The organism is Vagococcus humatus (genome assembly GCF_003950325.1).
GTDB lineage: Bacteria > Bacillota > Bacilli > Lactobacillales > Vagococcaceae > Vagococcus_C > Vagococcus_C humatus.
In genome coordinates this window covers 360,484-386,264 of sequence record NZ_PXZH01000001.1, presented here as the reverse complement: position 1 = coordinate 386,264, position 25,781 = coordinate 360,484, and the positions used below count along the sequence as shown (strand labels likewise).

General features: G+C 36.0%; 20 protein-coding genes. 2 read left to right on the top strand and 18 right to left on the bottom strand.

Annotated features, from left to right (window positions below):
- Positions 1-9: 9 nt before the first annotated feature.
- Genes C7P63_RS01830 through C7P63_RS01820 form a run of 3 tightly spaced genes read right to left on the bottom strand, consistent with a single transcriptional unit; the run spans position 10 to position 3,415 of the window.
- Entirely contained in the window at positions 10-1,203 is a 1,194-nt protein-coding gene (locus C7P63_RS01830) for a hypothetical protein (protein ID WP_125942455.1), read from the bottom strand.
- Positions 1,187-2,041 carry a glycosyltransferase gene (locus C7P63_RS01825; protein ID WP_125942454.1) on the bottom strand — a complete coding sequence of 285 codons (855 nt, stop codon included), beginning with the start codon at positions 2,039-2,041 and terminating at the stop codon, positions 1,187-1,189. Before C7P63_RS01825 ends, C7P63_RS01830 begins: the two co-directional genes overlap by 17 nt.
- A gap of 3 nt (positions 2,042-2,044) precedes the next feature.
- A complete protein-coding gene (locus tag C7P63_RS01820) occupies positions 2,045-3,415 on the bottom strand; it encodes an O-antigen ligase family protein (RefSeq protein ID WP_243640796.1) in 1,371 nt (456 codons plus the stop codon).
- 232 nt (positions 3,416-3,647) lie between these two features.
- Here C7P63_RS01820 and C7P63_RS01815 point away from each other — a divergent pair, with 232 nt between their 5' ends.
- Positions 3,648-4,733: a glycosyltransferase gene (locus C7P63_RS01815; RefSeq protein ID WP_125942452.1), complete on the top strand. Its 1,086-nt coding sequence runs from the start codon at positions 3,648-3,650 to the stop codon at positions 4,731-4,733.
- A 42-nt stretch (positions 4,734-4,775) separates the two neighbouring features.
- Here C7P63_RS01815 and C7P63_RS01810 read toward each other — a convergent pair whose 3' ends face one another.
- The 6 genes from C7P63_RS01810 to C7P63_RS01785 all read right to left on the bottom strand — a co-directional run bounded on the left by C7P63_RS01810 (position 4,776) and on the right by C7P63_RS01785 (position 14,409).
- The gene (locus C7P63_RS01810) at positions 4,776-5,648 is read right to left on the bottom strand and encodes a DnaD domain protein (protein WP_125942451.1); all 873 of its coding nucleotides are present in this window, start codon (positions 5,646-5,648) and stop codon (positions 4,776-4,778) included.
- A 159-nt stretch (positions 5,649-5,807) separates the two neighbouring features.
- Positions 5,808-6,491, bottom strand: coding sequence for a fructose-6-phosphate aldolase (locus C7P63_RS01805; protein ID WP_125942450.1), 684 nt, complete (start codon positions 6,489-6,491; stop codon positions 5,808-5,810).
- 23 nt (positions 6,492-6,514) lie between these two features.
- Entirely contained in the window at positions 6,515-8,956 is a 2,442-nt protein-coding gene (locus C7P63_RS01800; protein WP_125942449.1) for a glycyl radical protein, read from the bottom strand.
- A 135-nt stretch (positions 8,957-9,091) separates the two neighbouring features.
- Positions 9,092-9,838: a DeoR/GlpR family DNA-binding transcription regulator gene (locus C7P63_RS01795; RefSeq protein WP_125942448.1), complete on the bottom strand. Its 747-nt coding sequence runs from the start codon at positions 9,836-9,838 to the stop codon at positions 9,092-9,094.
- A 27-nt stretch (positions 9,839-9,865) separates the two neighbouring features.
- Positions 9,866-11,017 carry an aminotransferase class I/II-fold pyridoxal phosphate-dependent enzyme gene (locus tag C7P63_RS01790; protein ID WP_125942447.1) on the bottom strand — a complete coding sequence of 384 codons (1,152 nt, stop codon included), beginning with the start codon at positions 11,015-11,017 and terminating at the stop codon, positions 9,866-9,868.
- 233 nt (positions 11,018-11,250) lie between these two features.
- Positions 11,251-14,409 (bottom strand): Cna B-type domain-containing protein, encoded by a 3,159-nt coding sequence (locus C7P63_RS01785; protein WP_125942446.1) that lies wholly within the window; start codon positions 14,407-14,409, stop codon positions 11,251-11,253.
- Positions 14,410-14,652: 243 nt separating this feature from the next.
- Between C7P63_RS01785 and C7P63_RS01780 the strand changes: the two genes are divergently transcribed.
- On the top strand, positions 14,653-15,420 hold the full coding sequence (locus tag C7P63_RS01780) for a glycyl-radical enzyme activating protein (protein ID WP_125942445.1): 768 nt from the start codon (positions 14,653-14,655) through the stop codon (positions 15,418-15,420).
- A gap of 36 nt (positions 15,421-15,456) precedes the next feature.
- Here the strand turns inward: C7P63_RS01780 and C7P63_RS01775 are convergent, their stop codons facing one another.
- From C7P63_RS01775 to C7P63_RS01735, 9 genes are all read right to left on the bottom strand, one after another.
- Positions 15,457-16,587: a WxLIP family cell surface protein gene (locus C7P63_RS01775; protein ID WP_125942444.1), complete on the bottom strand. Its 1,131-nt coding sequence runs from the start codon at positions 16,585-16,587 to the stop codon at positions 15,457-15,459.
- An 82-nt stretch (positions 16,588-16,669) separates the two neighbouring features.
- Positions 16,670-17,332: a hypothetical protein gene (locus C7P63_RS01770; RefSeq protein ID WP_125942443.1), complete on the bottom strand. Its 663-nt coding sequence runs from the start codon at positions 17,330-17,332 to the stop codon at positions 16,670-16,672.
- A gap of 47 nt (positions 17,333-17,379) precedes the next feature.
- On the bottom strand, positions 17,380-17,973 hold the full coding sequence (locus tag C7P63_RS01765) for a hypothetical protein (protein ID WP_125942442.1): 594 nt from the start codon (positions 17,971-17,973) through the stop codon (positions 17,380-17,382).
- On the bottom strand, positions 17,963-18,331 hold the full coding sequence (locus tag C7P63_RS01760; RefSeq protein ID WP_125942441.1) for a hypothetical protein: 369 nt from the start codon (positions 18,329-18,331) through the stop codon (positions 17,963-17,965). The genes C7P63_RS01765 and C7P63_RS01760 overlap by 11 nt, the downstream gene beginning before the upstream one ends.
- Positions 18,332-18,371: 40 nt before the next feature.
- Positions 18,372-20,627, bottom strand: a complete 2,256-nt coding sequence (locus C7P63_RS01755; protein ID WP_125942440.1) for an L-type lectin family protein — start codon at positions 20,625-20,627, stop codon at positions 18,372-18,374.
- A 499-nt stretch (positions 20,628-21,126) separates the two neighbouring features.
- Positions 21,127-22,254: a non-hydrolyzing UDP-N-acetylglucosamine 2-epimerase gene (gene wecB, locus C7P63_RS01750; protein WP_125942439.1), complete on the bottom strand. Its 1,128-nt coding sequence runs from the start codon at positions 22,252-22,254 to the stop codon at positions 21,127-21,129.
- A gap of 2 nt (positions 22,255-22,256) precedes the next feature.
- Positions 22,257-23,366: a polysaccharide biosynthesis C-terminal domain-containing protein gene (locus C7P63_RS01745; protein ID WP_125942438.1), complete on the bottom strand. Its 1,110-nt coding sequence runs from the start codon at positions 23,364-23,366 to the stop codon at positions 22,257-22,259.
- A gap of 1 nt (position 23,367) precedes the next feature.
- Entirely contained in the window at positions 23,368-24,387 is a 1,020-nt protein-coding gene (locus C7P63_RS01740) for a polysaccharide biosynthesis protein (RefSeq protein WP_125943052.1), read from the bottom strand.
- 11 nt (positions 24,388-24,398) lie between these two features.
- On the bottom strand, positions 24,399-25,622 hold the full coding sequence (locus tag C7P63_RS01735) for a glycosyltransferase family 4 protein (protein WP_125942437.1): 1,224 nt from the start codon (positions 25,620-25,622) through the stop codon (positions 24,399-24,401).
- Positions 25,623-25,781: the final 159 nt, after the last annotated feature.

The window sequence follows — 25,781 nt, the reverse complement described above, 5'->3', positions numbered from 1 at the left end:
TCCTTTGTATTACAACCGTTCATAAACTCCGAATAAAACTGGAAATATTAATTGAAAACTTAAACCAGAAAAAGTTAACATATTGTCAAACAAGCTAAAGCTGGCTAATGTCATTAAAATACCTAATCCCACTAGTTGTACTCCACTAAATTTCCAATATAAATACGTAAAACCAAATATGAATAAAGCAAAATAGTATAGCAGTAAAATCAAGCCAGTATAGCCTAATGTTTTAAAGGCGGATGAAAAGTAAGTCGACACATTAAAAACAGGAGATACTAACTTATCTTTTGGAATGGTTACCTGTCTTTTTTTATCCACTCGTTTTCCTATAAAGTCTGGTAAAATAGACTGAGTTAAAAAGGAAACTGAATCATTCATTGGCTCGGTTTTTTCTATGATATTTTGCAAGTTAGCCACTGGGGTAGCCACATAGAGATAGGTCCAAAAAAATTCTTTTGGAACAGAACTATCTTTAAATTCTCTTGTAGCTTTACCTGTATTTAAAATATAAGTACTTTCAGTAAAAAACTCTTTTTTTGCGCCATTTTTACTAGCCCCAAAAGATCGGTAATTTCCAAAAATACCAAAACCATAGCTTAATCCAAGTAATACTAGTACTAATATAACTAGGTGTTTCAATTGAAGATAAAAATACCTCGTTTGATATAGCCATATAAAAAAAGCTGAAACCATATTGAATATAAAACCACCCCGATTAAACAACATCAGTGGATAGGAAACAAACAAGATAGCTAAACCCAATTGGTACCATCTCTTTTTAGACAAAAATTGTTGCCACAACCACAAACCTAGAAAGGAAGTATAGGTAACTGCAAATACGTGAAAACCTGGAATGCCTTGAAAATTCACGTAATTATAACCATTTTTCAAAATAAAAATTTCATAAATAGGAATCGCTTTTTCATAAGAAAACTCAGCTAACATTGCTAAGCCACCTAAAACACACCAAGCTGTCATAGAACCTTCATAAGTTGTTTTTCTAATTTTGTGTTCAGGAAAATAAGCATTATACAAGGTGGAAAAAATAGCTAAATTGAATAAAACAAAAACAAAAAATAAAAAAGTGGACCAAGTTAATGGTTTAGTTATATCTGACCAACCTAAACTATAAATCATTAATACAACCAAAATAGCAGCAAATTGGATATTAAATGGATTCAATCTAATCTGTTTTTCCATTTACCTTCCCTCCCTCATAACCTTTCTCAGAAATTGGTTGTCTAAAAATATTCCAAGCTAAAGGAACCTTCTTAGGATCTTTCACTAAATATTTTATTAATCTTAACCAAAAGTGGCGACGATACTGGCCTTTTTTCTCTGGTTGATAGCGGTAGATAAATCTTTTTTCTGCTTCTAGTACACTACGTAAGCGAGTGGCCGACACTGTTTCAATCTCACTCATAGAAAGATGATGCTCTAACTTACTCCTTAATACTTGAAGCTTGACTCCTAAGCTCATCACTTGAAAGAAAAACCAATGATCTAAATAATCTAAGGGAAATTCATCGGTAAATCCTTGTAGCGTTTCTAGCACACTTTGATGAATACAGGTACCAGAATTAAGACTAACCACTGCTTCTCCTTCATAAATACCTGGCAAAACAGCTTGTCCTGCTTTAGTTGGGGCTAACAAGGTTTCTCCTTGATAAATTTGTGGCACTTTTACCACTGCCTCTGGCTGATGAGCCATAGCATCCATTAATTCTGCCAAATAGTCACTGGTTAACGTTGTATCTTGATCTAACAACAATAACCAATCTAACTGCCGCTGTTTTAACAACTCCCAACCATAATTATAGGCTGTACTCAAACCTAAATTTCTAGGATCTGCTACATAAGTCACTGGAACTTTTTCATGTTGAAAATCAGACCTTTGCCAAAAAGCTTGAGGAGAATGATCATAAATCAAAATCTCCACTGGCTCTTTAAAAGAAAGAGTAGAAAGAGCCTGTATCAAAGTGCGATACGCGACTACTTCTACTTTCTCCTGTTGATATATCACAATCACTGCAAGCATGAACTAATCTCCTTCTTTCAGGATGTTCTTCCAAGAACTTACACCTAATGACAAGGCATAATTAATTAATATAAATAAAAATAGAGTGACAATATTTCCAAAAGTTGGTTGTAAAAATGAATTTAATAAAATAGGAAATTGAAATGTTAGTAACACAAAAAAATCTTGCCAACTTCTTTTCAAAACATAAATAAACGGAATAAAATAGATGATGGTGGTTAAAATAAACCCAATTATTCCATACCCTAGTGTATACTGGGCAAAATAATTATGCGGTTTTTGATACTTGTTATCATATCGGTGAATCATCGTGGTTCCCGTACCAAACACAAAATTTTTCCAATTAGCAAAAATTTGATCATAAGCTTTACTATTCGCTTCTTTTCGTTGATTACTGCTGACTTCTTTAGAATCTTCTACATAATTAGATGTATCTTTATACTCTTTTTCTGTTTTTAAATCTTCAAATTTTTGTTCAGTAACTTTGAAGGTTAGCAATTGATCAATTTTAGTGTCTACAGAAGTTGGGGTTACTTTTTTAACTAACTCAACTGGAATAGATAATGAGCGAACAATAATGCCTTTGTTTTCTCCATCTGAAATCAATAATCCTCCTACAGTGGCCAAAACAATTAACAGATACATCCCTAACACTTGACCGACTTTTTGACCAACTGAGTAACGATTATGATCTAACAGTAAGACAATGGTTAAAATAAAGGCTGAAGCAACAGCTCCTACTCGTGATCCTGTTAAAAGAACGGTTGGGAAATTAAATAAGAACAAGAATACATAAAACAGACGCAAGTTTTTATTCTTTGTATGTAAATAATAAAAAGCTAAAATAACATGAAACACATTACAAAAGATAACATATACATAACTAATAGTTAAAACCGGATCATTCCCTCTTAAAAAGCCTGTTCCAAAAAACAAAATACCGTATTGCCAAAGAGTGGTTAATATACCAATTAACACAAAACTATTTAAAACAATTTTTCCTTTGACTTTAAAATACTCACAACTTAAAAATAAAATAGAGGTTTCTACAATCACTCTAGCTAAGAAAAAACCACCAAAGGATAAAGAACCTGTTAAATATCTAACACCTAATGAAGCCACATAATATAACCCAAACAAAATAGTTCCAGCTAAAATGATTTGAGACAAGCGGCTCATCTCTTTTATTTTTCTTTTTACTAATAACTGCCAGACCACCACATAACATCCTAAAATAACTAATGGAACTTCAATTAAATAAGCTCTCGCTGAACCTCCTACTGAGTGGTTGGTTTGAATAACTGAAAAGGTTACTGGGGCTAATAAAAACAGCAACGTAATAAATCCAGTAACAAAATAATCTTTTTTATTCATCGATAACACGCTCTTAACTCCTTACTTTCTAAAATTAATAGACAAGCTATTTATCAAATTAACTCTTTCATTTTATCATAATCCCTTGATAATTATAGGCTTATTCTACTATTTTAAGAAATTTTAATTGATGATTCTTTTTTTCCCTTAAAGTTTTTCTAAAATCTAAGACTTTTAGTAAGGTTATCGCTATAATGAATAAGAGCGAAACGCTAGAAAGGAGGACTTTTTTATGAACATTGTGGTTAATGACATTGCCGCAGATGAACATTCTGGGGGAGCCTTTACCGTTCTAAAAAACGTCTATCAAGCTGCCAAAGAGCATGGACAACAGCACCAGTGGCATTTTTTACTGGCAGATACTTATCCTGAACACTTTGAAGAAACTGACTATATCCATGTGCATGGTTATCCAGAGATTAAACAAAGTTGGGGGAAACGGTTAGCCTTTGATTTTTGGTCAGGGAAAAAAATCATTCAATCTTTTGACCCAGATGTGTATGTTTCTTTACAAAACACCGCAACCAAAGGACTAAACATTCCTCAAATTGTTTATTTACACCAATCTTTACCTTACCAAACGAATAAAAACTTTTCTTTTTTCAAACAAGGGGAATTAAAATTTGCCGTGTTACAACATCTTGTAGGCAGTATTTTTAATCATTTATTGCCACAAGCCACCCAAGTAGTGGTGCAAACTAACTGGATGAAACAAGCCCTACTGAAAAAATTTCCTAAGATGAATGTGCTAGTCTTGCCTCCAGATATTGGCATTCAGTCAGAAACGATTCCCTTAGCTAACCCTGACTTGACTCGCTTTTTCTATCCAGCAGGTAACTTTTTATATAAAAATCATGACTTGATTTTTAAAGCAGTTAACCTATTAGAACAGCGTGGATATAAGGATTTCACCGTAGAACTTACCTTAGATCCTAAAGAACAAGAAAAATATCCTGAAACCAACCATATCCAATTTTTAGGCAGCCTTCCGCTTGAACAAGTTTATCAAAAATACCAAGAACAGGTGTTACTATTTCCCTCTTATATCGAAACATTTGGTCTTCCTTTAATGGAAGCTAAAACTTACGGAACAGTGATTTTAGCCTCTGATACAGATTTTTCTAGAGAAATCTTAACAGGTTATCCAAATGCTTATCTCTTTAATTATCAAGAGGAACAAGCCTTAGCTGATTTAATGGAAAAATGTTTAACTAAAGACATTCACTTACTTCCTGTCTCTCCTGTTTCAAAAAAAATGACAGAAAGCAAAAGCTCTAGTTGGGAAACCTTCATCCAACTGATTTTAGCTGCCAAGTAATAGACTACCCAGATATTAGTCAAAGACTACTATCTGGTTTTTTTATTGTCTTAAAGCCATTAACTCTGCTAAAATAACTTGTTTTTCTTCTGAAGATAGCTCTGTTTCACTAAGGGTTTCGTAAGCCCAACTAGGTAACGTTTCACGGCGCAAAGTTTTTCCGCCTTGTTGCCTAGCTTTTTCTTTGAATGGCTTTGGTTTATTTCTTTCTACTTGATATTCTTTTGCCTGTTGGGTTGTTGTAACTGCTGCCTGCTCAAAAGAAGTTAGTATCCGTTTCATATACGTTAGCACATAATTTTTCTTAATTTGCCGACTAGCAGTTTCTTCTAAAGCGTACATAACCAAGTCTTCCCCATACTTGTCCGATAGACTAATCAACTGGTGTCTAGTAAAACTAGTCAATTCGCCGTAACACTCTTGCCATTTTTTACAAATGGGTGAAAGTAGCGAAGAAGCCTCTTCCTTAGTTTCTTTAGTCTTTTGTTTAGATAAGTCTTTAGTTCCTTTAGTACTTAGTAGTGTAGGATTTTCCTTACAGGGTTTTTCCACCTGTGACAAAACCAGTGGTGGCTTTTCCTCTAGTGGTTCTGTTTCATCGGATACCACACTTTTTTCAGCCACCTCTAAGACTTCGGTTCGCCATTCAATGATTTTTCCTTTTTCTTTAACGGGATATCGTTTCACATACCCTTTTCTTTGTAGTTCTTTCCAACCTGAGCGAAAACTATCTCGGCCGTCACTAGCATGTTTCACTAGTTCATCTAGATAAATAATCCAATCGGAAGGTAAACTTAACAAGTAACACATAATCCCTTTTGCCTTCCAACTTAAATCAGCTCGTCTCAACAATTCATTATGAATAATAGAATAATTATCGGTGACTTTCTTTCGATGGATAATAGTTTGAGTCATATTATTTGCTCCTTTTCTCTTTCTATTATTAGTAACGAATGAACTAGCTAAGTGTTACCCTCTTTTTTCATTTTTTTAGAAAAAACAAAAAAAGACAAAGAACCGGCTTTTAGATTCTTTGTCTTTACGCTAACTTGAATGTCTCATTTTTTCTGTTACTTAATCCAACTTACTTATTGGTTGATTTTCACCAAATACTTCTTCCCAATCATGCGTAAAATCATTCACCGCTTGTTCAATAGCCGGCAAGTTTAGGGCATGCTTAATAATATCTGGACTCATCGTTGCTGCCTGAGCACCGTTTTCTAGTGCTGCATTGACTTGACCAGCATTTTTAAAACTGGCAGCTAAAATTTTAGTCGAGCTGTTGGTGCGCTTAATTTCTTTGGCCATTTGGTTAATGGCTTCTCTTGGATCCACATTAACGTTTTCCATTCGGTTAAAATAAGGAGCAATATAGTCAGCTCCTGCTGCAATGGCTAAATAAGCTTGAAATTTAGTATAAATAGCCGTGGCTGTCACATTCACCCCTTCTTTTTTTAAGGTTTGGATAACCTTTAGTCCAACCTCATTTACTGGCACCTTAATAAAAACATCTCGGTCCACTTTGTCTAAAATCTTTTTAGCATCTTGTAGCATGCCTTTATAATCTGTGGCGACTACTTGAATGTGTAACGATTTATCTGGCCCAATAATTTGCCGAATGTGATTCATATGAGCAAAAAAGTCAATCTTTCCTTCTTTTTTGACAATGGAAGGATTAGAGGTTACCCCACTAATAGGAGCAATCCGTTGATAGTGTTTAATCTCTTCTAAATTAGCTGTATCTAACATAAATTCCATTTTTCCATTCACTCCTTTTTAAGTTAAACTAAGACTTGTTCTGTCCGCTCAATAATGTCATCTTGGGTTGCTTTTGATAATACGTGGAAGAAAGCAGAGTATCCTGCCACACGGACAATTAAATCTCGATGTTTTTCTGGATGTTTTTGGGCGTCAATTAAAGTTTCTCTAGATACCACATTATACTGAATGTGATAGCCTTGTAATTGATTGAAAAAAGCTCGAATTAACATCACTAATTTTTGTTTGTCTTCTTCTTTTGCAATCGTTTGAGGGTTGATTTTTTGGTTTAATAACACCCCACCTGTTATTTCTTCCGTCCGAAGTTTCGCTACCGTTTTTAACACAGCGGTTGGTCCCTGTTGGTCTCGGTTATGTGAGGGAGAGCAACCTTCTGCTAGAGGAGTAAAGGCATGTCTTCCGTCTGGAGTTGCCATGGTTCCCTTACCTTGTCCTACGTTAGCTGAAATAGAAGATGTGCCAGAATAACGTGTGCCTCCAATAGGTCCTCGGCCAAAGCGAGTATTAGGATATTTTTTCACTTCATCAATGTAACTATCGTAAGCTTTGACTAATAATTCATCTACCTCGTCTTGGTCATTACCGTATTTAGGAACTTGCTGGATAATCATTTTTTGAATGTCTTGCCCTTTTTCTGTTTGATAGTCTGTTATAAGAGCCTGCCACAAATCAGTTGGAGTTATCTTTTCTTCATCAAACACTAACTGCTTAATCGCTATTAAAGAATCAGCTAAATTGGCAATCCCTACTTGAAGACCGGAAATAAAATCATACACAGCCCCGCCTTCTTTAATGGTTTTTCCCCGAGCAATACAGTCATCGGTTAAGGTAGAACATAAAATGTCTGGCACTTCTCGCTCTAAAGCTAAATCAATCGCATTTTCTACTATGACACTCATCCGAGTCAATTCACGCAAAGTTTGATCCCAAGCCTGTTCTAACTCTTCAAAAGACGTCATCTCGGTAAAGTGACCATATCCTTTCGCAAACCGTTTACCTGAAACAGGATCCACCCCGTTATTCATAGTAATCAGTAATACTTTTGGAAAATTCATATAAGACATGCCAGTACAGCGGTAACCCCATTTGCCTGGAACTGCTGTTTCCACACAACCAATGGCACTGTAGTTATAAGCGTCTTCTTTTTTAACTCCAAGCTTCATAAAGGAAGGAATAATGATTTCATCATTGTTAAAGGCCGGCATGCCAAAGCCTAACTTCATCACTTCCATACAAGTATCCATAAACTCTTCACTTAATCCTTTGTGATAGCGAACAGTCAAGTTAGGCTGCGGTAATTTAGTCTGAGCCACACTTTTTAACACCAAATAAGATAAAGGATTCACTCCGTCTTTTCCTTCTGGCGTTTGTCCACCAATCGTGACATTTTGATACAAAGGACTGCCAGCACTACTAAAGGTGTGAGCTTGACTTCTAACTTTATTAATCGTAAGGGTTTTCATCCATAAGTTAGTTAAGAGTTCCACCGCTTCTGCTTCGGTTATTCGGTTAGTGGCTAAATCTTGTTGTAAATAAGGATACATATATTGATCAAACCGACCATAAGAAAGAGAGTGACCATTTGACTCAATTTGTAAGATTAATTGAATAAACCAAACAGCTTGAATGGCTTCTTGGAAAGTATCTGCTGGCTCATAAGGCACCTTTTGACAAATACGGCTGATTTCAAGAAGTTCTTCTTTTCGTTTAGTCTCCTCTGCTCGCTCGGCTAATTCTTTAGCTAACTCTGAAAATCGTTTAGCGAAAGCTTTGACTGCCTCTATCACAATCAACACTGCTCGGTAAAAGTGATACTTATCCAAACTTTCTGGATCAGTCAAATCTAGTGCCGCTTTTGCTTGACGAGTTTGTTCTTCATACCCTTTTAGACCTTTTTTAAGTAACTTATCATAATGAACTGCTAAGTGAGCATCTCCAGAATTCATCTTGCCTTCCATACCAAAAAACCCAGTTTCCATATAAACCGCTACTTCTTCTGGTAGCATCATCCCTGCTTTCGCTCGCAAGTTACGACCTTCCCAAAAACTTGCCAGACTGCGTAAATCCTCTTTGGTTTTTTCCGTAATATAAAAAACATCTCCATCTCGTTTTTCAAATTGATCCAATTCATCTAACACAAATTCTAACGTATATTCAGGGAAAATAGGGGCATCTCGGTTAGAAGCGGCTTGATTTCCCACGATTAAAGTTTCCTCTTCAATATAAATAGACATATTTTCTAAAATATTTTGGAGCATCAATGCTCGCTTCATTACAACAGGTTCACTGGGATTATTCCGGTAAGCTTCCGTTGCTAAAACAGCTCGTTCCGCACAAATATAAGGTTTTTTCGTTAAAATAGCTTCTCGGTAAGCCTGCATTCTTTCTGTTAATTGGCCAAAAGGATTGCTTAAAGTAGGTGAGTCAGATGTCAAAGTCCCCATGATGATCTTCCTTTCTATTTTCTTTCGTAACTGTTTTAAGTTTCTTTCGTAATAATCATAGCATACAGCTTGCACTTGGTCAATCATTCACAAAAGGAAAAAAACACCTTTCCCAAACATTGAGAAAGGTGGTCTTTAAGAAACTTGGATAACTTTAATACCTTGTTTTTCTAAAAAGCTAGCCTCACTAGCGCCAATTCCTGTATCGGTATAAACGGTTTGAATAGCCGAAAAGGGAAACTCTGACACCATGCCTGCTTGTTTAAATTTACTAGAGTCAGTTAAAACAATCCGTTCTTTAGCAGATTCTGCTAAAGTAGCAGCGGCTTCCGCTCTTAGTAAGTCATTTCCTGTAAAGCCTCGGTTATAATCAAAGCCATCTACCCCGACAAATAAACGGTCTACACAAAATTCACTAATAATCCGGCGAACTAAAGGCCCTACATTCACTTGGGACTCTTTTTGGTAATCCCCACCAATTAACATAATCTTAACTGAGGGAGCTTTACGAATGTAAGAGGCGATAAAACATGAATTGGTAATGATTGTGACATTTTTACGGTGATAAGCTAATTCTTCTGCTAAAAGAGCACAGGTTGAACCTGACTCAATCATCACCACATCTCCGTCATAAACAGTTTCAGCCGCTTTTAAGGCAATTTTCCGTTTCAAATCATAATGTTGGGCTAGTCGGTAATTAATATCGTCTTGGCTGTTTAACACAGCGTAACCATGTTCTCGGTGAAGTAACCCTCGTGCTTCTAATTTGTCTAAATCTTTTCTCATGGTGACTTTGGATACATCTAATCGTTCCGCTAGTTCATTGACTTCTATTTTTTTAAATTGATTGACTAAGGCAATAATGTCCTCTGTTCTAGACACTTCAACCCCTCCACTTCTTGAATAATCTTAATTAGACCAAGTTAGCTGACTCATTCGGTCAAAGGCCTCTGCTAATTCCTTTATGTCTCTAGTGCCAGCTACTCGAATATGGTTATCTCCTGCTTTTCCAAACGCAATCCCTGGTAAAACTAATACTTGGCATTCTTTAAGTAAATGTTGAGTCACCGCTAAAGAATCTTTGCCTGTTTTTGAAATATCAATAAAGCCGTACATCCCACCAGCGACTGGTGCCATTGACAAGTAAGGAATATCAGCTACCCGTTTTTCCATATAGGCTAAGCGTTTCTGAAAAGTTTCTACAAGAGGTTGGGACAAAGGTTGGTAATGCTTTAAGGCATAAATAGCTGCGTACTGAGCTAAAGTTGGCGCACTGTAAGTAAGACCGTCATTAAATGCGACACACCGGTTAATAAACTCTTCTGGCGCTACTAAGTAACCAATCCGAAAGCCAGTCATCGCAAATGTTTTAGAAAAACTATGTAAAAGAATGGTTTGATTAGGAGCATAGCCTAACATGGTTGTAAATGTTTGACTGTAGTCATAACTTTCATACACTTCATCTGACAACACATAAAAACCTGCTTCCTCTGCTCGTTGACCTAAATAGGCTAAAAGCTCTGGCTCTAACACAGCACCAGTTGGATTATTAGGGGAGTTGATAATAACGGCTTTCGTTTTAGCAGTAATAGCTTGATCTAACTGCTCTTTGGTTACTTGAAAGCCATTTTCAGCTAAAGTATCAATGACGACAGGGACTCCTTCATTAAAATAAACCTGTTCTTCATAAGGGGAAAAATAAGGAGAAATAAGCACGACTTCGTCTCCTTTATTCAGTAATACTTTAAGAGCTAAGCCTAACGCATGTAAGGCACCAATCGTTGCCATCACTTGATTAGAAGAGATGGTTAAGTCATGCTGCTCTTTATAAAATTGACAGACTTGTTGACGAAATTCTTTAAGCCCTTGAGAGTCTGTATAGTGAGTTTCTCCTGCCAAAGCTTTTTGATTAGCTTCCTCTATAATGGCAATAGGCGTTCTCATATCTGGATCTCCAATGGATAAATTAATCAAATTCTCCTGTTGACCTGCTAAACCAATCACCTCATTTAGCATACTTTCTGGTAATTGCTGAAACAACCGAGCATATCCCTCACTCATTTGATTCACCCTTTCTTTCTAAACTTTTCTGCGTACTGCTTTTAAAAGGCATTCATGTTGATTCTTATTGTATCATGTTTGTGAAAGACTCACCACTTAGCTAAGGTTAAAATGACTAGTCTGTGAGCATGGTTACGGGATAGTTACTGGCATTAAAAAAGGAGCGGATCGCTCCGCTCCTTAAAAAATTAACTTTTTGGAAATTCCCTTGTCCTACTTATTTCAGCTGTGTTTTACTCTGTTTTTCTCTTTGACATCATTAAAGTAAAACCGATTAAAAGAAGACCTAGTAACATAACCCAATTATTAGCTTTTTCACTTGTTTGTGGTAAAGCTTTTTTATTTTTTACTTCAGTGTAAGGTGTAGATGGTGTAGATGGTTTATTATGCTTAGGTTCATCTAGAGGGACTTCAGTCAGTTTTTTTACCATATGTTTATTCGTAATCACCACATTACCAGGTGAAGTTTCTGTTATTTCTGTGGTATAGCCAGGAACTTTAGTAATCTCTTTCACTGTATACTTAATAACTTTACCGTTAGATAATTTTGGCAAATTATCCCAAGTGTGAGTCCAGTTATTATCCTTAGATAAAGTCACAGGTTTACCGTAAGTTTCTTCATCGGCGTAAAGCTGCACTTGAATACTATCTGGCCGTAAGCCGTCTTGGTTATGATTATCTTCCCAAGCTTTCGTCACTGTTAAACCAGTTTTCTTAGGTCGATAGGTGTTAAGAATATCATAGCCCTTAATCTGAGTAGTGTAACCAGGGACTTGATCTTCTGTCACGGTATAAATAATCAACTCTCCGTCTTCGTAAACAGATAAGCCTGTAAAACTATACTGCCAGTTGTCTTTTTCTGACACCGTTTGGCTATGGATGACTTGACCGTTGGCTAATAAATTAACGGTAATGGTTTCAGGACGTAAGCCGTCTTGATTGTGGTTATCTTGCCATGTTTTTTGACCAGTAATATCCGTCTTTTCTGTCGCATGTTTATTCGTAATCACCACATTACCAGGTGAAGTTTCTGTTATTTCTGTGGTATAGCCAGGAATTTTGGTGACTTCTTTCACTGTATACTTAATAACTTTACCGTTAGATAATTTTGGTAAATTATCCCAAGTGTGAGTCCAGTTGTTTTCTTTCGATAAAGTCACCGGTTCTCCGAAAGTTTCTTCATCGGCGTATAGCTGCACTTGAATACTATCTGGCCGTAAGCCGTCTTGGTTATGATTATCTTCCCAAGCTTTTGTCACTGTTAAACCAGTTTTCTTAGGTCGATAGGTGTTAAGAATATCATATCCCTTAATCTGAGTAGTGTAACCAGGGACTTGATCTTCTGTCACGGTATAAATAATCAACTCTCCGTCTTCGTAAACAGGTAAGCCTGTAAAACTGTACTGCCAGTTGTCTTTTTCTGACACCGTTTGGCTATGGATGACTTGACCGTTGGCTAATAAATTAACGGTAATGGTTTCAGGACGTAAGCCGTCTTGATTGTGGTTATCTTGCCATGTTTTTTGACCGGTAATATCCGTCTTTTCTGTCACATGTTTATTCGTAATCACCACATTACCAGGTGAAGTTTCTGTTATTTCTGTGGTATAGCCAGGAATTTTGGTGACTTCTTTCACTGTATACTTAATAACTTTACCGTTAGATAATTTTGGTAAATTATCCCAAGTGTGAGTCCAGTTATTATCCTTAGATAAAGTCACCGGTTCTCCGTAAGTTTCTTCATCGGCGTAAAGCTGCACTTGAATACTATCTGGCCGTAAGCCATCTTGGTTATGATTATCTTCCCATACTTTTTCCCCTTTTACCTGGACTGTTTCTTTTTGATTGATAACTATTTTCTCAACAACTGGCTCTTCACTCTTAAAATCCTCAGCTTTGATTATGACTGGCTCATCTAATAGTTTATAACCTTCTGGGGCTTTTATTTCTGTTATTTCATAATCTTTCTTCAATAAATGATCGATTGAGCCTTCACCAGCATCATTTGTTTCAATTTTTCCATGTATTTCATTGGAGGACATTTCTCTCACTTCAAAAACGGCTCCTCCCAGAGGTTGGTTATCCTCATTTAGTTTAAGAATCTTAATACTATAACGAGCACCTTCTGCCTCTCCGCCACTTCCTTTATAAATAGTGTCAATTATTTCTTCTGTAATGATTGTATCATTAGATTCTAGTACCGCTTTATTTGAAAAAACATCTTCGGTTGTAACAGAAATATCATCTGCTATAGTTGCCTTATAATAAACAGCAAAATGATCATCTTGTTGAATATCTCCAAAGTCAATGGTAAAACTTCGCTTATCTTCTGATAAAACAATCTCTTTTGTTACTTCTTTCTCATCGACTAATACCCAGTCCGTATCTTCATCGTTTCGTACCCAAGTTCCTTGTTTTATGACAAATGAATCTGGATCATAAGTAATATCAGGACTAATCAACGAGTCTTTTACTACTGCATGTTTAAACGCCTGTTGAGAACGATTGACAGCTAAATAATATTGAATCGTACGGGCATCATTATCTAAAAACCAACCAGCTTTACTAAAGGGGGGAGCAGTATAATCTACTCCTTCAAATTCTATCTCAAAAGGCTTAATCTCACCGTCTATGTCTATATCTAACTTTAATAATTCTTCCTTTTGCACAACAGAGGTATCCACTCTTACAAAAAAGAAGAAATTCCCTTTAATATCAGAGTGGGATTCAACATAATCAGTATAGGTCAATGTTAAGGCCTTATTTAAACCGTCTACAGTTACATTGGCCACAACAGCACCTGTCCCATCTTTAATAGAGTCAGTTATATTATCTCCTATTAATAGCTCCGCTGGTAACTGAATAATCGTTTCAGATCCACTTTTTAAAGTACTATCATTGGGAATAGTGAAATCCAAATTCACTCGGAAACTATCCCATTGTCCTACTGGCTTATCTAGTGGTTTTCCGTCATAATCGGTCACACTTAAATCAAAGTTTATTTCGGATGAAGCAGGTAACGGAGCCTGTTGTTCTTTTAAATAATCTTCCTGCTGAGGATTGCTTTTTTCCGAATCTAAACCATTAGAATCGTTTTCAACTGTGTTTTCTTTTTCCTTTAAAGTTAGTCCTGTTAACTCTTCTGCCGAATGGTTATTATCTGACTGAGTTAAATCCACCTCCTTATCTGTCACAGCTGTATCTGACCTATCTACCCCGACTTGTTCAACATTTAACAAGTCATCCTCTTTTTCTGTAGAGACCACATTTTGATCCACTTGTTCAACATCTAAAGGATTATCTAACTGCTCTGCTAAGACATTGATAGGACCAATTAAAAACGAGGACAACATTGTTAATAAACTCACATATGTTGCTAATTTCTTTTTCATTTATTTTCCTCCTTATCATATAATAAAAAACCTTCCATTTTAATTATACCATAAAAAAACAATTGTGTTTTTTTTACCCTTTTTAGTTACTTTATACCGTAGCACAAAACTTACGAATGAAATACATATTTTAGTTACTTTATACCGTAGCACAAAACTTACGAATGAAATACATATCATTTACGTTTGAACTTTAACATGCTATACTTGCTTTAAAGAAATTCACTCAAAGGAGTAGGAAAAATGGAAAAAACAGCCTGTCTCTTTAATATTCAAAAATTTAGCTTACATGATGGCCCAGGCATTAGAACCGTGGTCTTTTTTAAAGGATGCCCTTTGCGATGTGACTGGTGTGCCAATCCGGAATCACAAAACAAACAGCCTGAAAGAATGAATGATGAGCAAAATACCTTAGTTGGAAAAGATTATACGTTAACACAAGTTATGGAAGAAGTTTTAAAAGATCAAGTCTTTTATGAGGAGTCAGGTGGTGGGGTGACGCTTTCTGGAGGCGAAGTGCTTATGCACGCTCCCTTTGCCTTAGCGCTACTAAAAGAATTAAAAAAACAAGGCATTCATACAGCTTGTGAAACTAGTGGCTATACCCAACCGAAAACTTTCCAGTCCCTACTGGCTTACACAGACCTTTTATATATGGATCTCAAACACTACGACTCTTCCAAACATAAACTAGGCACAGGTGTTGGGAATGAACGAATATTAACCAACTTGAAACAAGCAGTAGACTGTGGGCAGCCTTTAATTGTTAGAATTCCTATTATCCCTAACTACAACGATCAAGCAAAAGACGCCTACCAATTCGGTCAGCTACTACAACAGTTAGGAGTAAAAACAGTAGAAATTTTACCCTTTCATCAATTTGGCGAAAAAAAATACACCTACTTAAACCGAGAGTATGCCTTAACCGGTGTGAGCCAACTACATACTGAAGACTTAACTTTTTTTAAAGACATACTAAATACTTATGACCTTACTTGTAGCATTCGCTAAAAAAAGGCTAGACGGCAACCGTCTAGACTTTTCTATTTATTTTCTTGAACTTTTTCTTCTTTTTTTACCTTTTTTCTTAGTAGCCAGTTGTTGTTTTTCTTCTTCCTCTTTCTCTTTTTTACGTTTAAGTAAGAAGAACAGGATAAACAAGAGAATAATCGCCGCTAAAATGCCAATTAATACATATAACCAAGGGCTAGTTTCATTTTTAACCACAAAGACTTTCTCGTTGACTTGCTGAGCTTGCTTTTTCGTAATCGTAAAAGGCTCTTTAAATTGCCAGCGGTGGTTATCTTTATCAGTAATGGTCATGTCCATTTGATACTTACCTGCATCTAAAGGCTTCGTACTTCCTGCTTTTCCGTTAAAAATAGCCGCCCGAATAATTGACTCTGGGGCAATCGTTCCTTCAGAGGTTTTTTGAGTCATCACAGGCTTTTCCTCTTGGTCTTTATAAATCTTCGTATCAACAGTGACTCCCTTAATCGTAGTAGGTTGAGTATTAACTAAGGTAACTTCTACCCCAGCATTATTGGTAATAATTTTAGGTTCGATTTTTTTAAAAGTCACTTCTGGGGTAACTGGTTGGTCGTTTTCTGACAACATCAACCCGACCACATAGGCATATTCACTAAAAATAGCTTCTTTTGACTGTTTTTTTTCACTAGAAAAATCTTTTTTAACTTGAATGCCTCCTAGTTGGATGCCTTCAAATGCTTTTTCTGGTACCTCAATGTTTATAGAAACTACCCCTGCTTTTTTACCGGGAATTGTTACTTTTTTAGGATAGGTCACAAAGGTAGAAAGCGGAGTTTTATTAGGCGTCCCTTCTGGTAATTTATGTTTAGAATAGTCCATCGTAAAGCCACCACTGGTTTGAGCAGTGTTGACTTGAATAAAATAATTTTCTTCTTTTTCTGATAAGTTGTTAATTTTTATTTGAATGGTTTGTTTCTGGCCAGGCTTTACTCGTAAGTCGTAAAAAGTCCGACCTCGGTCTAGTTGATTCTCTGGTAAAATCGGAGCTACTCCGTAAGTTGCCTGTTCCTCTTCTCCTTTAGCAAAAGTTTCCATAGGCGCTAATAGACTAGTTCCCACTAAGCCTAAAAGAACTCCCCATATTAAGAAAAAAGATAATAATGGCTGATGTTTACTAAATTTTCCCATGACATATTCTCCCCTATAACTAAAGAGACGGCCTAGCTAGACCGTCTGTTAGTTGTTTTGATTAATTCTCTACCTAATCCTATTACTCAGCGTTTTGTGCTGTATAAGTAATTGTCCCATTGTATTTCTTCACTTGTAAATTATTGTTTGCAATTGTTAACTTAGGTTCCCCTAATGTATATGTTTTAGTTCCAACTGGGATAGTAGATGCTTCAGTCACAATCACTCCTGGAGTTTTTAAAACTTCTACAGCTGTTCCGTCTTTGTCAATAGTTAATGATGAACCAATACCATCTAGCTCGGTTGCACTAGCAGTAATTTTCCATGCTCCAGCAGGAACAGCATTCATCCATTTTGTTCTAGCCTTATCAATCTCAGTCTGCTCAACTTTTCCTTCTGCTTCAACTTTATCAATTTGAGCTAAAGCCTTAGTAATACTGTCTTGAGTTGGTCTAGTATCTGTCACACCTAAATCTTTATCATAAGTACCTCCAATGACAACATTTGGTTTAATATCCTTCAGTGTATGTTGTCCAAAATCAATATTAGGGACTTGGTCTAGCGTATAAGCTCCTGGGTCACTTGGTAAATCTGTGTCTGGATTAATTGTATAGTCGGTAATTTCTACTGTAGTTGTTCCCTTTTTCTCTTCTAACACCTTTAAATCTGCCGCAAAAGCTGGTGAAGCAGCTGCTAAAAGAGTTGCACCTACTAATAATGTACTCATTAATTTAATTTTTTTCATTTTAAAATCCTCCTCATAATGTTTAAATCTGATTTAAGTTATCTCTATTACAAATCGGCATTCACTAACTGCCAATAACTTACTGCGTGATATTTTCCGGTAGCGTTATGCTCTCCGAAGGTTAATTGCACTAATTCTTTAGGGATAATATAGGTGATAAAGCCGTGCTCTGTTTGGGCCTTTGATACAAGTAACGGCGCAAAAGTATTTGGTGTTTGTTGGGATGAAAAGGTCACTCCCTTTAGTTCTTTTGCCTCAAGCTCTACATTGTCTGCTAATTGCCCAACTCCTAAGCTGTAATTCACTTCTGTTAGCTTATGTCCTGTTTGATTAGTAAACCCTCCTAACTTCATCTCAAGTTGCCAATCTGAGGGTTGACTTCTTCCTTCTAATATTTCAATTGTTAAATCATTTTTAGCCAAGTGACCTTGTTTAACATCATCTTGGTTAATCTTTCCAAACTCAATGTCACTGACTTGGTAAATGCGAGGTAAGTCTTCATCTAAGGGTAAGATAGTTAAACTAGTGCTTCCACTTCCTTCAGCTCCATGTACTTGAATAGGACAAACAGTGACGAGAAACAGGCTCATAAGTAGAAGACTACTGCTAATCATCCAAGTGGTTAAGAATCTATGTTTCATTTTCTTTCCCCTCCTTATGTCGCCAAATCAGGAAAAAGAAAATACCGATTAAAAACAGGGTGCCTAAAAAAGATAATAGACTAAGTTGAAGCTCTCCTAACTGGGGTAACTTGCCTAGCCAATTATTATCTTGGCCTGATTGATTAGAAGATCCTCCTCCATTCCCCCCACCCTTATGCTGCTCAGACGGGGTTAATTCCACAAAGACTTGACTGGTTTCTTTGGTCTTATCTTCTGTGTCAGCAGCGAAAACTTGGCTAGGTGGAAACAAATAAAACATGAGAACGACTAATACTAAACTGATACTCATCCAACGGAACCAGTTTTTAGATGGCTTTAGAAAGGTCATTAATCTCATACTCATTCCCCCTTTCTAGGTGTTTTGGTGACGTTCCTTTCTAAGGCGCATCTATAAAGTTCCAAGTAACAGTTCCTTGCCACAAACCAGGTTGATCTTGATTAGATAAGCGTAATAATAACCCGTTAGCGGCATCATAGGTGTAGGACTGGTTGACTTGAAATTGAACCTCCCCAAGACTTTCTTCCTGTCCTGCTTGTTTAAAGACAAATTCTTCTTTAGGAATCATCACTTTTCCTTGACCGTCAGTAATATCTGACATAGTCATGGTCACCCTTGTTTGACTATTTTTAGTTCGAGTATCTCTTGGCTTGATTTTCATTTCTGCTTGTCTAGCTTTGCTTTCTCTTTCAGAGGTTAAGCTACTTCTTGCATACTTCCAAGTATAATCTGTGGTTAATTCTTCAAACCCTTGATAACCTTCTACTGTAAAGTGACTAATTTTAGTATCACTTGCTCCAGAACCGTCTGTTACAATTAATTTCATTTGGTTTTCTCCTAAATGATAAAGGGTATTAGGATCTAATAAATCAATTGGAGCTTGGTCTTGCCAACTGATATCAGTAGCTTTAGGTTGTTCTAATACACCTTTAGCTACTTCTTTCTCATTAACCAATAATTGATAAGTTAATTCATTTATCTGAGCATCTAAATCTTCATAGCTATACTTTAAGCCAAAGGTATCTGTATAATCTGTAAAACTTTCCTTTGGATCTGGCACTAATTGAGTAATCACAGGTGGTTCATTCATTTTATTAATCCAGTAGTAAACAGGATTACTAGAAAAGGTGTTTGCCTGTTGTGAGCCGACTTCCGTACCGATTAAGTTACTATAAAAGGTTGTTTGAACAGGGGTGGTTATACTGTCATGAGTTTTTGCCTGAAAGTGTAGATTAAGTTCCTCTCCTACCTTTAATAATATAGGGGAAGAAAGAGTGACTTGAACTTCTCCAGTTGTCGGATTAACTGTTGCTGTACCACCGATTGGCTCATTAGTCTGGCCATTTTTAACTACTTGTATATTTGTAATAGAATCATTGTTAGTCAACTGGATATATTTAGGATCTAGATACCCCATCCACTTACTTATATGAATATCTGCTTCCCCTTCATTAACGATAAAATGACTTTTAAATATACCCTTTTCTCCTGCTTTTAAAAATTTATCTGCTAAAGGAGCGTCCTCTTCCACTGCAACAGAATCATCAGATTCTCTAGCTACATCATTAGACAAACTAGCTCCTAAATCAACTGGAACTTGGGTAAAGACGAATTTAGTTTCTCCTGCTGAAGCACCATTAGCTACTGTAAATCCCCAATAAGCTTTATTATCATGTTCCGCTAATTTTAGTTCTGACTGCAAATCAGCCCAAGGTATATTCACCACAGTCGTTTGACTATTAGTAACGGGATTTTTTAAATAGTAGCTAAATTGATGGGTATTTTTATCAAAGTTATAACGAAACTCATACCAAGTACCATCTTGAACATTATCTCCCACAACTGTATTAAGTTTTCGATACCCTTCATGAACTAGACGAGCATTCCTAGTTTTAGTCTTAAACCACTCAGTATAAAACCAATCAGAAGCATCCTTATTATCCACGGTTAAAGGTTTATAGCTCTTATTTAAATTTCCAGGAAAAGCATAAGCCATGTGCGGAACTTCTAGTTGTTTACCAGAAATACTTGGGTCTACGTCAAATTGTGCACTTCCAGAAGTTCCATTGACATATGTATCAAATTCGATAGCAACTGAATTTTGAATAGCTGTATCTTCAGGTGTATACTTTTCGTCCTTACTAATAACATTATCAATATATTTACTAGCATTTCTTCCGTAAACACCTAAGTTTTGCCCGTCAGGATCTCCCTTACTACTCGTTGAAGCCTTAGTTTCGTTAGAATCATTGTGCATGACAAAGGCAAATCCATCTGCTTGGTTAATTCCCAGATTAATATACATTCTTCCGTTAAAAGATTGATTAAAATCCATTCGGTAACGCTCATTTGCCCATATAGATGCCCAATTCCCTCTTCCAGATAAAGAAAGCAGTGAGTAAGGTAGCCCATTATTTTCATTCGAATTTTGAATTGTTTCAATAGTTATCTTTCCATTAGGTGGTGCAAATAAATTGCCTAATGTGATAGCGCCTTTAGGAATAGTTGGACTACCTGTGACAGCTGCTAATGAAGGTTGACTGAAACCAATTAAACTAACTAGAAACACTGTCACTAACATCAAAAAACCAACGCCGACTTGTTTAAACCTAGCTAATAAATTTATTTTTATCACATGCCCCCACCTCCTTGTTTTCACAAATAAACAACGTTATTTATTTTCCTTATATTAAGTATACACAGTATCACCTTGTAATTATTACACTCTTTTGACACAAATCACGTCAGTTTAGTATAAAAAAACACTTACTTACATAATATAAGTGAAATATAATAAATTTATATTTATTTTCATAAAAATTACGTTTGTGAAATAATTATTATTTTTTATAAAAATAGCTAGTGGATAAGCCTTAACCTACTTATTATTAGTTGCTTTTAAATTATATATGTTATGTATCTTTTTTCTTCTTATTAAATCAGCTCTTATTAAATAACTAGTATATTTTAAAAATTAATTCATAAAAAATTCTATTTATCAGCTTTTTTTGAAAAAAGTAGGCTTTTCTTTAAAAAATTTTAATATTTAACCTGCTTTTTATACAAAAAAAAAACAAGTTCAATGATTAAACATCATCGAACTTGTTTTAATTTATTTATGTATAACGCTTTGTTTAATGTTTTCTCCAAACTACTTGGTTAATAATTTTAGTATAGCTTTGAATGATCTTCACGACTTTAACTGAAACATTAGTATCTTCATAATCTGGTGCTATCACTATTTCTTCTTGATTATTAGCCATAGCTATTGCTAATTCCACTGCCTGTTCTACGTCTTCTCCTTCAATTCCTGCAATGACCACAGAACCTTTGTCTAACACTTCTGGTCGTTCAGTTGAAGTTCTCAGTAGTACCCCAGTAAATCCTAACATAGCACTTTCTTCTGATAATGTGCCACTATCTGACAACACACATAACGCATGTTTTTGTAAGTGGTTATAATCTAAGAATCCAAATGGCTCTAAAGTTTTGACTAGTGGATGGAATTCAAAGTGACGTTTTTCGATAAATTTACGACTTCTTGGATGAGTAGAATAAATAACTGGCACTTGATATTTTTCCGCAATTCGGTTAATAGCTGCCATTAAACTCATAAAGTTTTCTTCATTATCAATATTTTCTTCTCGGTGAGCAGAAACAATCATATATTGACCAGAAGTTAAATTCAAACGTTGTAACACATCACTAGCATCAATCGCTGCTGAATGATCTCTTAATACTTCTTGCATAGGAGAGCCAGTCACATAAATATGTTCTTTACGGAAACCTTCTGACAATAAGTAGCGACGAGAATGCTCAGTATAAGGTAAGTTAATATCAGAAATGTGATCCACAATTTTTCGGTTAATTTCTTCTGGCACATTTTGATCAAAGCAGCGGTTACCTGCTTCCATATGGAAAATTGGCACTTTTAAGCGTTTAGCACTAATCGCTGAAAGGGCAGAGTTAGTATCACCTAAAACAAGCAATGCATCAGGTTGTTCTTTAGCGATAACTTCATAACTTTTAGCTACAATATTTCCCATAGTCGCTCCTAGATTATCTCCTACACTTTCTAAGAAATAATCTGGTTGACGTAAACCTAAGTCATCAAAAAAGACTTGGTTTAAAGTATAGTCCCAGTTTTGTCCTGTATGTACAAGCACATGGTCAAAATATTTGTCACATGCTTTGATTGTCGCAGAAAGTCGAATAATTTCTGGACGTGTTCCAATAATCGTCATTACTTTTAATTTACTCACAATTAAACCTCCAAATAATAAGTATCCGGATTTTCTGGATCGAATGGTTCATTCGCCCACATTACCGTTACCATGTCTGTGTCTCCAAGATTTTCAATATGATGGGTATAGCCTACTGGAATATCTACGACTTCTAATTTTTCATCACTTACGTGGTATTCAATCACATCATCTGTTTCAATCTTACGGAAACGCACAACCCCTTTTCCGTAAACCACTAAAAATTTCTCGTTTTTCGTATGATGCCAGTGATTGCCTTTGACAATACCCGGTTTTGAAATATTAATCGAAACTTGGCCATAATCTACTGTTTTAAGAAATTCGGTAAAAGAACCTCTTTGGTCCACATTCATTTTTAACTCATAAGAAAAAGCATTTTCTGGTAAAAAGCTAAGATAAGTACTGTATAACTTTTTAGTCAAAGCATCTCCCATAAATGGCGTTTCTCTAGTTTCTCTCGTTTCTTTAAAGGACTGAATGGTTTCGGCTATCCAGCCTAATTTTTGAGTATGAACTGTTGGCACGTAACAAAATTCTCCTTGTCTTAGTTCATCCCCTGTCAGACAACGGATAAGCTCTGCCACCACATCATCAATATAAACTAACTGCATCACCACGGCTGGATCATTCACCTGAATAGGCAAATCTCTAGCAACCTGATGACAAAATGTAGCAATGGCACTGTTATAGTTAGGCTGACTCCATTTTCCAAAAATATTAGGAAAGCGGTAAATCATCACAGGAACTTGATGTTTATTGCCGTATTCTCTAACCACTTGTTCCCCTTGACATTTACTTTTACCGTAATCATTCCCTAGAGTTGCTTGAGTAGAAGAAGACAACATGACAGGAACAATATTTTGATTGGCTTCTAAACAAGCAATCAGTTGTTCCGTCAACGTACCATTTCCTTCAAAAAACTCTTGAGTGTCTTTTGGCCGGTTAACTCCTGCTAGGTGATAAACAAAATCACATGTAGCCGTTAACTTAGTTAATTCTTCTAATGTGTTTTCCTTCGTGAAGGTAGTAATATCTGTGTACCCTGCATTTTTTAGTTGAGTCACTAAATTTTTACCTACAAAGCCATTAGCTCCTGTGACTAAAATTTGCATGTTATTTCCCCCAGTCAGCTAATTCTTCTTGAATAAAGTCTAGTTTCATTAACATCTCAATCATTTCATCGACATCTAACCGGTGAGTGTTATCTGAATTATATTCCTCAATTTGATTGTACTCTGTGTTACCTTTGACAAAGTATTTATCGTAGTTTAAATCTCGTTTATCTGCTGGAACTTGGTAAAAACCGCCTTGATCCACAGCGTGGGCTGCTTCTTCTTTTGTTAGAAGGGTTTCATACATTTTTTCTCCGTGACGAACCCCAATTTCTCTGACTGGAACATTTGTGCCAAAGATTTTTTGTAGAGCCTCCATTAAGACTTGAATAGTTGCAGCTGGCGCTTTTTGAACCATAATATCTCCTTGACCAGCATGTTCAAAAGCAAATAATACTAAATCAACCGCATCTGCTAAACTCATCATAAACCGAGTCATATTTGGTTCAGTTACGGTTAAAGGTTGGCCGGCTTTTAATTGTTCCACAAATAATGGAATCACACTGCCACGAGAGGCCATTACGTTGCCGTAACGTGTTCCACAAATCAAGGTATCTTTAGGATCAACATTACGGGATTTAGCTACAAAGACTTTTTCCATCATCGCTTTAGAGGTTCCCATCGCATTGATTGGATAAGCTGCTTTGTCTGTTGAGAGACAAATAACTTTTTTAACCCCAGCATCAATGGCTGCAGTCAATACATTATCGGTGCCTAATACATTCGTTTTTACCGCTTCAATTGGGAAAAATTCACAAGAAGGCACTTGTTTTAAGGCAGCCGCATGGAACACATAGTCCACCCCGCGCATAGCTTGACGAATGCTTTCAATTTGACGAACGTCTCCAATATAAAATTTGATTTTATCGTTTTTATAATGTTTACGCATATCATCTTGTTTTTTCTCATCACGAGAAAAAATACGAATTTCTTTAATGTCTGTGTCTAAAAAACGTTTTAACACAGCATTCCCAAAAGAACCTGTTCCTCCTGTAATTAGTAGTGTTCGGTCTTTAAATATTGATTCTTCCATTAGTCATGACTCCCTTTTTTTCGAACGAGCTTTTTCATCGTTTCAAGTGTTTTTGTAACGAATGTATCTTTCGTAAAATGAGCGGCTACATAAGTCTTAGCGTTTTCCCCCATTTGTTTTAACTCTTGAGGGGAATAGGCCATAAACTGAACCAATCCATCGGCTAAGCCTTGTTCATCAGAAGCAGCTACGCATAAGCCGCAGTCAGCCTCTTTAATGACTTGTTTAGCATCTCCTTCGATGGCTGCTAGCACAGGTTTCCCTGCAGCCATGTAGCCTTGAAGTTTGGCTGGAATAGTCAGCCCAATTTTATTTTCGTATTTTAACGTTAACAAACAAGCATCTGCCATGTCATAAAAAACTGGCATCAAATGAGAAGGTTGTCGTCCGTAAAAAACGACTTTTTCTTCTAGTTGAAGTTCTTTAGCCAATTGTTGACAGGTGGCTAAGTTAGATCCGTCTCCTACAATATGTACTCTAAAGTCATAGTCTTTCGGAACTAATGCCGTTGCTTTGATAATCGTTTCAATATCCTGCACATAACCAATATTGCCTGTAAAGACAAAATTATGTTTGGCTTGTTGAATAGAAATCGGTATCTCTTTCGGTATTTCTAAACTATCCTCAGCGTGTTGAGGTAAAAAGGCCATTTTTTCATAAGGAATGTGGTTCACCTCATGCATATAGGTTAAAAAGGATTGTGAACTAACTAAAATAAAAGAGGCTTGTTGATAAGCATGGGTACTTAATTTATGAATCATGCGAAATGGCATAGACTCTTCTTGAATACTCATGGCTTTAACGGCTTCTGGCCAAATATCCAAGCAATAAATTAACAGCGGCGCCTGACTTCTTTTAGCTGCCGTAATCCCTGGATAAATCATCGTTGCTGGCGAAGGTTGATACACATAAACCATATCAAATTTTTTTGCCGCAAAAAAAGCCCAGATAGAACCAAAAAACCAAAAAGATAAATAGTTTAATGATCTAAAAATGGGACCCGTTCGTCTAGAAATCGTTCGAACTCGTTTAACTGTACAACCGTTATACTGTTCTGTCCGGTTTCTAAAAAAACGATAATTTGGATGTACTTTTCCGGTGGTATAATCACCAAGACCACTTAGTACGGTAACCTCATGGCCTGCTTTAGCAAAATCTTTGATCAGCTCATTTATTTTAAAATGATCTGGATAAAAACTTTGACTGACAATTAAAATCTTCATGGCATCTTCTTCCTCGTTTACTTTAGAAAATCAGTTATTATTATACCATAAATCTATTTTGTTGTATGAATTTTTCCAAATAAAATAAATCTAACTCTAGTTATCTCTTCTAATTTAAGGAAAATTTTACTTCCTCATACTAAAAAAACTGACACATCA

Excerpts from the sequence above, each read along its gene's own strand:
- C7P63_RS01830 (WP_125942455.1), bottom strand. The coding sequence starts at position 1,203 with ATGGAAAAACAGATTAGATTGAATCCATTTAATATCCAATTTGCTGCT.
- C7P63_RS01825 (WP_125942454.1), bottom strand. The coding sequence starts at position 2,041 with ATGCTTGCAGTGATTGTGATATATCAACAGGAGAAAGTAGAAGTAGTC.
- C7P63_RS01820 (WP_243640796.1), bottom strand. The coding sequence starts at position 3,415 with ATGAATAAAAAAGATTATTTTGTTACTGGATTTATTACGTTGCTGTTT.
- C7P63_RS01815 (WP_125942452.1), top strand. The coding sequence starts at position 3,648 with ATGAACATTGTGGTTAATGACATTGCCGCAGATGAACATTCTGGGGGA.
- C7P63_RS01810 (WP_125942451.1), bottom strand. The coding sequence starts at position 5,648 with ATGACTCAAACTATTATCCATCGAAAGAAAGTCACCGATAATTATTCT.
- C7P63_RS01805 (WP_125942450.1), bottom strand. The coding sequence starts at position 6,491 with ATGGAATTTATGTTAGATACAGCTAATTTAGAAGAGATTAAACACTAT.
- C7P63_RS01800 (WP_125942449.1), bottom strand. The coding sequence starts at position 8,956 with ATGGGGACTTTGACATCTGACTCACCTACTTTAAGCAATCCTTTTGGC.
- C7P63_RS01790 (WP_125942447.1), bottom strand. The coding sequence starts at position 11,017 with ATGAGTGAGGGATATGCTCGGTTGTTTCAGCAATTACCAGAAAGTATG.
- C7P63_RS01785 (WP_125942446.1), bottom strand. The coding sequence starts at position 14,409 with ATGAAAAAGAAATTAGCAACATATGTGAGTTTATTAACAATGTTGTCC.
- C7P63_RS01780 (WP_125942445.1), top strand. The coding sequence starts at position 14,653 with ATGGAAAAAACAGCCTGTCTCTTTAATATTCAAAAATTTAGCTTACAT.
- C7P63_RS01775 (WP_125942444.1), bottom strand. The coding sequence starts at position 16,587 with ATGGGAAAATTTAGTAAACATCAGCCATTATTATCTTTTTTCTTAATA.
- C7P63_RS01770 (WP_125942443.1), bottom strand. The coding sequence starts at position 17,332 with ATGAAAAAAATTAAATTAATGAGTACATTATTAGTAGGTGCAACTCTT.
- C7P63_RS01765 (WP_125942442.1), bottom strand. The coding sequence starts at position 17,973 with ATGAAACATAGATTCTTAACCACTTGGATGATTAGCAGTAGTCTTCTA.
- C7P63_RS01760 (WP_125942441.1), bottom strand. The coding sequence starts at position 18,331 with ATGAGATTAATGACCTTTCTAAAGCCATCTAAAAACTGGTTCCGTTGG.
- C7P63_RS01745 (WP_125942438.1), bottom strand. The coding sequence starts at position 23,366 with ATGCAAATTTTAGTCACAGGAGCTAATGGCTTTGTAGGTAAAAATTTA.
- C7P63_RS01735 (WP_125942437.1), bottom strand. The coding sequence starts at position 25,622 with ATGAAGATTTTAATTGTCAGTCAAAGTTTTTATCCAGATCATTTTAAA.